Origin of the sequence: Citrobacter sp. L55 (genome assembly GCF_002850715.1) — a bacterium.
Taxonomy (GTDB): domain Bacteria; phylum Pseudomonadota; class Gammaproteobacteria; order Enterobacterales; family Enterobacteriaceae; genus Citrobacter; species Citrobacter braakii.
Genome location: NZ_KZ559425.1, coordinates 23,792 through 32,490, shown reverse-complemented (window position 1 = coordinate 32,490; position 8,699 = coordinate 23,792). Strand labels below are relative to the sequence as shown.

Annotated in this window: 7 protein-coding genes and 1 pseudogene; all 8 read left to right on the top strand. The window is 51.0% G+C overall.

The window, feature by feature from the left end:
- Positions 1 to 579: pseudogene (locus tag B9P82_RS29570) on the top strand (hypothetical protein); the annotation flags it as partial.
- A gap of 230 nt (positions 580 to 809) precedes the next feature.
- Complete coding sequence (gene secE, locus B9P82_RS26430) at positions 810 to 1,193, top strand: preprotein translocase subunit SecE (RefSeq protein WP_003033128.1); 384 nt, start codon at positions 810 to 812, stop codon at positions 1,191 to 1,193.
- A 1-nt stretch (position 1,194) separates the two neighbouring features.
- On the top strand, positions 1,195 to 1,740 hold the full coding sequence (gene nusG, locus B9P82_RS26425) for a transcription termination/antitermination protein NusG (protein ID WP_003033125.1): 546 nt from the start codon (positions 1,195 to 1,197) through the stop codon (positions 1,738 to 1,740).
- Between the two features lie 155 nt (positions 1,741 to 1,895).
- On the top strand, positions 1,896 to 2,324 hold the full coding sequence (rplK, locus tag B9P82_RS26420) for a 50S ribosomal protein L11 (RefSeq protein ID WP_003033122.1): 429 nt from the start codon (positions 1,896 to 1,898) through the stop codon (positions 2,322 to 2,324).
- A 3-nt stretch (positions 2,325 to 2,327) separates the two neighbouring features.
- Positions 2,328 to 3,035 (top strand): 50S ribosomal protein L1, encoded by a 708-nt coding sequence (rplA, locus tag B9P82_RS26415; RefSeq protein ID WP_016155300.1) that lies wholly within the window; start codon positions 2,328 to 2,330, stop codon positions 3,033 to 3,035.
- 358 nt (positions 3,036 to 3,393) lie between these two features.
- On the top strand, positions 3,394 to 3,891 hold the full coding sequence (gene rplJ / locus B9P82_RS26405; protein WP_005132895.1) for a 50S ribosomal protein L10: 498 nt from the start codon (positions 3,394 to 3,396) through the stop codon (positions 3,889 to 3,891).
- Positions 3,892 to 3,957: 66 nt separating this feature from the next.
- Positions 3,958 to 4,323, top strand: a complete 366-nt coding sequence (gene rplL, locus B9P82_RS26400; protein WP_000028882.1) for a 50S ribosomal protein L7/L12 — start codon at positions 3,958 to 3,960, stop codon at positions 4,321 to 4,323.
- Between the two features lie 320 nt (positions 4,324 to 4,643).
- A complete protein-coding gene (gene rpoB, locus B9P82_RS26395) occupies positions 4,644 to 8,672 on the top strand; it encodes a DNA-directed RNA polymerase subunit beta (RefSeq protein WP_003033111.1) in 4,029 nt (1,342 codons plus the stop codon).
- Positions 8,673 to 8,699 lie beyond the last annotated feature (27 nt).

The window sequence follows — 8,699 nt, the reverse complement described above, 5'->3', positions numbered from 1 at the left end:
GAAATGTTCCGCAAACTGCTGGACGAAGGCCGTGCTGGTGAGAACGTTGGTGTTCTGCTGCGTGGTATCAAACGTGAAGAAATCGAACGTGGTCAGGTACTGGCTAAGCCGGGCTCTATCAAGCCGCACACCAAGTTCGAATCTGAAGTGTACATTCTGTCCAAAGACGAAGGCGGCCGTCATACTCCGTTCTTCAAAGGCTACCGTCCGCAGTTCTACTTCCGTACTACTGACGTGACTGGTACCATCGAACTGCCGGAAGGCGTTGAGATGGTAATGCCGGGCGACAACATCAAAATGGTTGTTACCCTGATCCACCCAATCGCGATGGACGACGGNGAAGGCGGCCGTCATACTCCGTTCTTCAAAGGCTACCGTCCGCAGTTCTACTTCCGTACTACTGACGTGACTGGTACCATCGAACTGCCGGAAGGCGTTGAGATGGTAATGCCGGGCGACAACATCAAAATGGTTGTTACCCTGATCCACCCAATCGCGATGGACGACGGTCTGCGTTTCGCAATCCGTGAAGGCGGCCGTACTGTTGGTGCGGGCGTTGTTGCCAAAGTAATGAGCTAATTGCCGAATAACATTTGACGCAATGCGCAATAAAAGGGCATCATTTGATGCCCTTTTTGCACGCTTTCACACCAGAACCTGGCTCATCAGTGATTTTATTTGTCATAATCATTGCTGAGACAGGCTCTGAAGAGGGCGTTTAGTCCGAAACGCACCAGAGCATTTCGGTTTGGATCGCCTCGCTTACGCGGGGTGAAAATGTTTGTAGAATACTTCTGACAGGTTGGTTTATGAGTGCGAATACCGAAGCTCAAGGAAGCGGGCGCGGCCTGGAAGCGATGAAGTGGGTTGTTGTCGCTGTATTGCTGCTTGTAGCTATCGTTGGCAACTACCTCTATCGTGACATGATGCTGCCGCTGCGTGCGCTGGCCGTAGTGATTCTGATTGCCGCAGCGGGTGGTGTCGCGCTGTTGACAACAAAAGGTAAAGCGACCGTTGCTTTTGCCCGTGAAGCGAGAACCGAAGTCCGTAAGGTCATTTGGCCAACTCGCCAGGAAACATTGCACACCACATTAATTGTGGCTGCGGTTACCGCAGTAATGTCACTGATCCTGTGGGGACTGGATGGTATTCTGGTTCGCCTGGTATCCTTTATCACTGGCCTGAGGTTCTAAGATGTCTGAAGCCCCTAAAAAGCGCTGGTACGTCGTTCAGGCGTTTTCCGGTTTTGAAGGCCGCGTAGCTACATCGCTGCGCGAATATATCAAGTTACAAAATATGGAAGAGCTGTTTGGCGAAGTCATGGTGCCGACCGAAGAAGTGGTCGAAATCCGTGGCGGTCAGCGTCGCAAGAGCGAACGTAAATTCTTCCCGGGCTATGTATTGGTCCAGATGGTGATGAATGACGCAAGCTGGCACCTGGTGCGCAGCGTGCCGCGTGTGATGGGCTTTATCGGCGGTACATCTGACCGTCCGGCGCCGATCAGCGACAAAGAAGTTGATGCGATCATGAACCGTCTGCAGCAGGTTGGCGACAAGCCGCGTCCGAAAACGATGTTTGAGCCAGGTGAAATGGTTCGCGTTAGCGACGGTCCGTTCGCTGACTTTAACGGCGTGGTTGAAGAAGTGGACTACGAGAAGTCTCGTCTGAAAGTTTCCGTATCTATCTTCGGTCGTGCGACTCCGGTTGAACTGGACTTCGCTCAGGTTGAAAAAGCCTAACACCCCGATCAAAAAAGCGACGATTTAATCGTTGCACAAGGCGCGAGATTGGAATACAATTTCGCGCCTTTTGTTTTTATGGATCCTATCCGTAAAACGAATTTAATCACGGGGAGCCTCCTTGAGGCGTTATAACCCAACTAGAGGAATTTAGAATGGCTAAGAAAGTCCAAGCCTATGTCAAGCTGCAGGTTGCAGCTGGTATGGCTAACCCGAGTCCGCCGGTAGGTCCTGCACTGGGTCAACAAGGCGTGAACATCATGGAATTCTGCAAAGCGTTCAACGCTAAAACTGATTCCATGGAAAAAGGTCTGCCAATCCCGGTTGTTATCACCGTTTACGCTGACCGTTCTTTCACTTTCGTTACCAAAACGCCTCCGGCAGCAGTTCTGCTGAAGAAAGCGGCTGGTATCAAGTCTGGTTCCGGCAAGCCGAACAAAGACAAAGTGGGTAAAATTTCCCGCGCTCAGCTGCAGGAAATCGCGCAGACCAAAGCTGCCGACATGACTGGTTCCGACATTGAAGCGATGACTCGCTCCATTGAAGGTACTGCACGTTCCATGGGCCTGGTAGTGGAGGACTAAGAAATGGCTAAACTGACCAAGCGCATGTCCGTGATCCGTGACAAAGTTGATGCTACTAAGCAGTATGACATCAACGAAGCTATCGCTCTGCTGAAAGAGCTGGCCACTGCTAAATTCGTAGAAAGCGTGGACGTTGCTGTTAACCTCGGCATCGATGCTCGTAAATCTGACCAGAACGTACGTGGTGCAACTGTACTGCCGCACGGTACTGGCCGTTCCGTTCGCGTAGCCGTATTTACCCAGGGTGCAAACGCTGAAGCTGCTAAAGCTGCAGGCGCTGAGCTGGTAGGTATGGAAGATCTGGCTGAACAGATCAAGAAAGGCGAAATGAACTTTGACGTTGTTATTGCTTCCCCGGATGCAATGCGCGTTGTTGGCCAGCTGGGTCAGGTTCTGGGTCCGCGCGGCCTGATGCCAAACCCGAAAGTTGGTACTGTAACTCCTAACGTTGCTGAAGCTGTTAAGAATGCTAAAGCTGGTCAGGTTCGTTACCGTAACGACAAAAACGGCATCATTCACACCACCATCGGTAAAGTGGATTTTGACGCTGACAAACTGAAAGAAAACCTGGAAGCTCTGCTGGTTGCGCTGAAAAAAGCAAAACCGACTCAGGCAAAAGGCGTGTACATCAAGAAAGTTAGCATCTCCACCACCATGGGTGCTGGCGTTGCCGTTGATCAGTCCGGTCTGACTGCGACTGTGGCGAACTAATATTCGCCTTTACGTGGGCGGTGATTTTGTCTACAATCTTACCCCCACGTATTCTGCTAATTGCAGACGTATATCTGAGATATTCAGGCTGTGGCAAGGCAGTTAACGCCACGACAGATTGAATAGCGACAGATAGAAAAGATTTGTTCGTTGGAGCCTGGCCTAATCCAGGCCTCCGTCGAAGACCGCAGGTGTTTCGTAAGAAACTTAATGCCCTGCGTAGACGGTGACAGAACGCTAAGATTATTTCTGATACTCTGGCTTGTTTCTGCTCACCGTATTTAGACGCTCTCTCCGTTGGGGGGAGTGAAGTGAGTTCCGGAACATGAGTTCCGGCAAACATCCAGGAGCAAAGCTAATGGCTTTAAATCTTCAAGACAAACAAGCGATTGTTGCTGAAGTCAGCGAAGTAGCCAAAGGCGCGCTGTCTGCAGTAGTTGCGGATTCCCGTGGCGTAACTGTAGATAAAATGACTGAACTGCGTAAAGCAGGTCGTGAAGCTGGCGTATACATGCGTGTTGTTCGTAACACCCTGCTGCGCCGCGTCGTTGAAGGTACTCAGTTCGAGTGCCTGAAAGACACGTTTGTTGGTCCGACCCTGATTGCATACTCTATGGAACACCCGGGTGCTGCTGCTCGTCTGTTCAAAGAGTTCGCGAAAGCGAATGCAAAATTTGAGGTCAAAGCCGCAGCCTTTGAAGGTGAGTTGATTACGGCATCGAATATCGATCGCCTGGCAACTCTGCCGACCTACGAAGAAGCAATTGCACGCCTGATGGCAACCATGAAAGAAGCTTCGGCTGGCAAACTGGTTCGTACTCTGGCTGCTGTACGCGATGCGAAAGAAGCTGCTTAATCGCAGTTATCTTTGTAAAGCATCTGCTTACGTATAAACTTATTCTGATTTTCAGGAACAATTTAAATGTCTATCACTAAAGATCAAATCATTGAAGCAGTATCCGCTATGTCCGTAATGGACGTTGTAGAACTGATTTCTGCAATGGAAGAAAAATTCGGTGTTTCTGCTGCTGCTGCTGTAGCTGTAGCTGCTGGCCCGGCTGAAGCTGCTGAAGAAAAAACTGAATTCGACGTAATTCTGAAAGCTGCTGGCGCTAACAAAGTTGCTGTTATCAAAGCAGTACGTGGCGCAACTGGCCTGGGTCTGAAAGAAGCTAAAGACCTGGTAGAATCTGCACCGGCTGCGCTGAAAGAAGGCGTGAGCAAAGACGACGCAGAAGCACTGAAAAAATCTCTGGAAGAAGCTGGCGCTGAAGTTGAAGTTAAATAAGCCAACTTTTCTGGTTGCAGCCTAAGAAATTAGGCTGATGGCTGGTGACTTTTTAGTCACCAGCCTTTTTGCGCTGTAAGGCGCCAGTAGCATTTCACACTGTTTGACTACTGCTGTGCCTTTCAATGCTTGTTTCTATCGACGTCTTAATATACTGCGACAGAACGTCAGTTCTGTGTAAATCGCAATGAAATGGTTTAAGCGTGATAGCAACAGGCATTGCGGAAAGTATTCGATTTTCCGGTCAACAAAATAGTGTTGCACAAACTGTCCCTTCGTCGGACAGATGGGTCGACTTGTCAGCGAGCTGAGGAACCCTAATGGTTTACTCCTATACCGAGAAAAAACGTATTCGTAAGGATTTTGGTAAACGTCCGCAAGTGTTGGACATACCTTATCTCCTTTCTATCCAGCTTGACTCGTTTCAGAAGTTCATCGAGCAAGATCCTGAAGGGCAGTATGGTCTGGAAGCAGCTTTCCGTTCCGTTTTCCCGATTCAGAGCTACAGCGGTAATTCCGAGCTGCAATACGTCAGCTACCGCCTTGGCGAACCGGTGTTTGACGTTCAGGAATGTCAGATCCGTGGCGTGACCTATTCCGCACCGCTGCGCGTAAAACTGCGCCTGGTGATCTACGAGCGCGAAGCGCCGGAAGGCACCGTAAAAGACATTAAAGAACAAGAAGTCTACATGGGCGAAATTCCGCTCATGACAGACAACGGTACCTTTGTTATCAACGGTACTGAGCGTGTTATCGTTTCTCAGCTGCACCGTAGTCCTGGCGTCTTCTTTGACTCCGACAAAGGTAAAACCCACTCTTCGGGTAAAGTGCTGTATAACGCGCGAATCATCCCTTACCGTGGTTCCTGGCTGGACTTCGAATTCGATCCGAAGGACAACCTGTTCGTACGTATTGACCGTCGCCGTAAACTGCCTGCGACCATTATTCTGCGTGCACTGAACTACACCACTGAGCAGATCCTTGACCTGTTCTTTGAGAAAGTTGTTTTCGAAATTCGTGACAACAAGCTGCAGATGGAACTGGTGCCGGAACGCCTGCGTGGTGAAACCGCCTCCTTTGACATCGAAGCTAACGGCAAAGTCTACGTCGAAAAAGGCCGTCGCATCACTGCGCGCCACATTCGCCAGCTGGAAAAAGACGATATCAAACATATCGAAGTTCCGGTTGAATACATTGCTGGTAAAGTTGCGGCTAAAGACTACGTTGACGAATCTACTGGCGAGCTGATCTGCGCAGCTAACATGGAGCTGAGTCTGGATCTGCTGGCTAAGTTGAGCCAGTCTGGCCACAAGCGTATCGAAACGCTGTTCACCAACGATCTGGACCACGGTCCGTACATTTCTGAAACTGTACGTGTCGACCCAACCAACGATCGTCTGAGCGCGCTGGTAGAAATCTACCGCATGATGCGCCCTGGTGAGCCGCCGACGCGTGAAGCTGCTGAAAGCCTGTTCGAGAACCTGTTCTTCTCCGAAGACCGCTATGACCTGTCTGCGGTTGGTCGTATGAAGTTCAACCGTTCTCTGCTGCGCGACGAAATCGAAGGTTCCGGTATCCTGAGCAAAGATGACATCATCGAAGTGATGAAGAAGCTCATCGATATCCGTAACGGTAAAGGCGAAGTCGATGATATCGACCACCTCGGTAACCGTCGTATCCGTTCCGTAGGCGAAATGGCGGAAAACCAGTTCCGCGTTGGCCTGGTACGTGTTGAGCGTGCGGTGAAAGAGCGTCTGTCTCTGGGCGATCTGGATACCCTGATGCCTCAGGATATGATCAACGCTAAGCCAATTTCTGCAGCAGTGAAAGAGTTCTTTGGTTCCAGCCAGCTGTCTCAGTTTATGGACCAGAACAACCCGCTGTCTGAGATTACGCACAAACGTCGTATCTCTGCACTCGGCCCAGGCGGTTTGACCCGTGAACGCGCAGGCTTCGAAGTTCGAGACGTACACCCGACTCACTACGGTCGCGTATGTCCAATCGAAACGCCTGAAGGTCCGAACATCGGTCTGATCAACTCCTTGTCTGTGTACGCACAGACTAACGAATACGGCTTCCTCGAGACTCCGTACCGTAAAGTGACCGACGGTGTTGTAACTGACGAAATTCATTACCTGTCTGCTATCGAAGAAGGCAACTACGTTATCGCTCAGGCGAACTCCAACCTGGATGACGAAGGCCACTTTGTAGAAGATCTGGTTACCTGCCGTAGCAAAGGCGAATCCAGCTTGTTTAGCCGTGACCAGGTTGACTACATGGACGTATCCACCCAGCAGGTGGTATCCGTCGGTGCGTCCCTGATCCCGTTCCTGGAACACGATGACGCCAACCGTGCATTGATGGGTGCGAACATGCAACGTCAGGCGGTTCCGACTCTGCGTGCTGATAAGCCGCTGGTTGGTACCGGTATGGAACGTGCTGTTGCCGTCGACTCCGGTGTTACCGCAGTTGCTAAACGTGGCGGTACCGTCCAGTACGTGGATGCTTCCCGTATCGTTATCAAAGTTAACGAAGACGAGATGTACCCGGGCGAAGCAGGTATCGACATTTATAACCTGACCAAATACACCCGTTCTAACCAGAACACCTGTATCAACCAGATGCCTTGCGTATCTCTGGGCGAGCCGGTTGAACGTGGTGATGTGCTGGCAGACGGTCCGTCCACCGATCTCGGTGAACTGGCGCTCGGTCAGAACATGCGCGTGGCATTCATGCCATGGAATGGTTACAACTTCGAAGACTCCATCCTCGTATCTGAGCGTGTTGTCCAGGAAGACCGTTTCACCACCATCCACATTCAGGAACTGGCATGTGTGTCCCGTGACACCAAGCTGGGGCCGGAAGAGATCACCGCTGACATCCCGAACGTGGGTGAAGCTGCGCTCTCCAAACTGGATGAATCCGGTATCGTTTATATCGGCGCGGAAGTAACCGGTGGCGATATTCTGGTTGGTAAGGTAACGCCGAAAGGTGAAACCCAGCTGACGCCAGAAGAGAAGCTGCTGCGTGCGATCTTCGGTGAGAAAGCGTCTGACGTTAAAGACTCTTCTCTGCGCGTGCCAAACGGTGTTTCCGGTACGATTATCGACGTTCAAGTCTTTACTCGCGATGGCGTAGAAAAAGACAAACGTGCGCTGGAAATCGAAGAGATGCAGCTGAAGCAGGCGAAAAAAGACCTGTCTGAAGAACTGCAAATCCTCGAAGCTGGCCTGTTCAGCCGTATCTACGCTGTGCTGGTTTCCGGTGGTGTTGAAGCTGAGAAGCTCGACAAACTGCCGCGCGATCGCTGGTTAGAACTCGGCCTGACCGACGAAGAGAAACAAAATCAGCTGGAACAACTGGCTGAGCAGTACGACGAACTGAAACACGAGTTCGAGAAAAAACTCGAAGCGAAACGCCGTAAAATCACTCAGGGCGACGATCTGGCACCGGGCGTGCTGAAGATTGTTAAGGTTTATCTGGCGGTTAAACGTCGGATCCAGCCTGGTGATAAGATGGCAGGTCGTCACGGTAACAAGGGTGTAATCTCTAAGATCAACCCGATCGAAGATATGCCACACGATGCTAACGGTACGCCGGTAGATATCGTGCTGAACCCGCTGGGCGTACCATCGCGTATGAACATCGGTCAGATCCTTGAAACCCACCTGGGTATGGCTGCGAAAGGTATCGGCGATAAGATCAACGCCATGCTGAAACAGCAGCAGGAAGTCGCGAAACTGCGCGAATTCATCCAGCGTGCTTACGATCTGGGTTCAGATGTTCGTCAGAAAGTTGACCTGAATACCTTCAGCGATGAAGAAGTTCTGCGTCTGGCTGAAAACCTGAAAAAAGGTATGCCGATCGCAACGCCGGTGTTCGACGGTGCGAAAGAGTCTGAAATCAAGGAACTGTTACAGCTGGGTGGCCTGCCGACTTCCGGTCAGATCACACTGTTCGACGGTCGTACCGGTGAGCAGTTCGAGCGCCAGGTTACCGTTGGCTACATGTACATGCTGAAACTGAACCACCTGGTTGATGACAAGATGCATGCGCGTTCTACCGGTTCTTACAGCCTGGTTACTCAGCAGCCGCTGGGTGGTAAGGCTCAGTTCGGTGGTCAGCGCTTCGGGGAGATGGAAGTGTGGGCGCTTGAAGCATACGGCGCGGCATACACCCTGCAGGAAATGCTCACCGTTAAGTCTGATGACGTGAACGGTCGTACTAAGATGTATAAAAACATCGTGGACGGCAACCATCAGATGGAACCAGGCATGCCGGAATCCTTCAACGTACTGTTGAAAGAGATTCGTTCGCTGGGTATCAACATCGAGCTGGAAGACGAGTAACTCTCGATCAAACAGGTCACTGGTGCT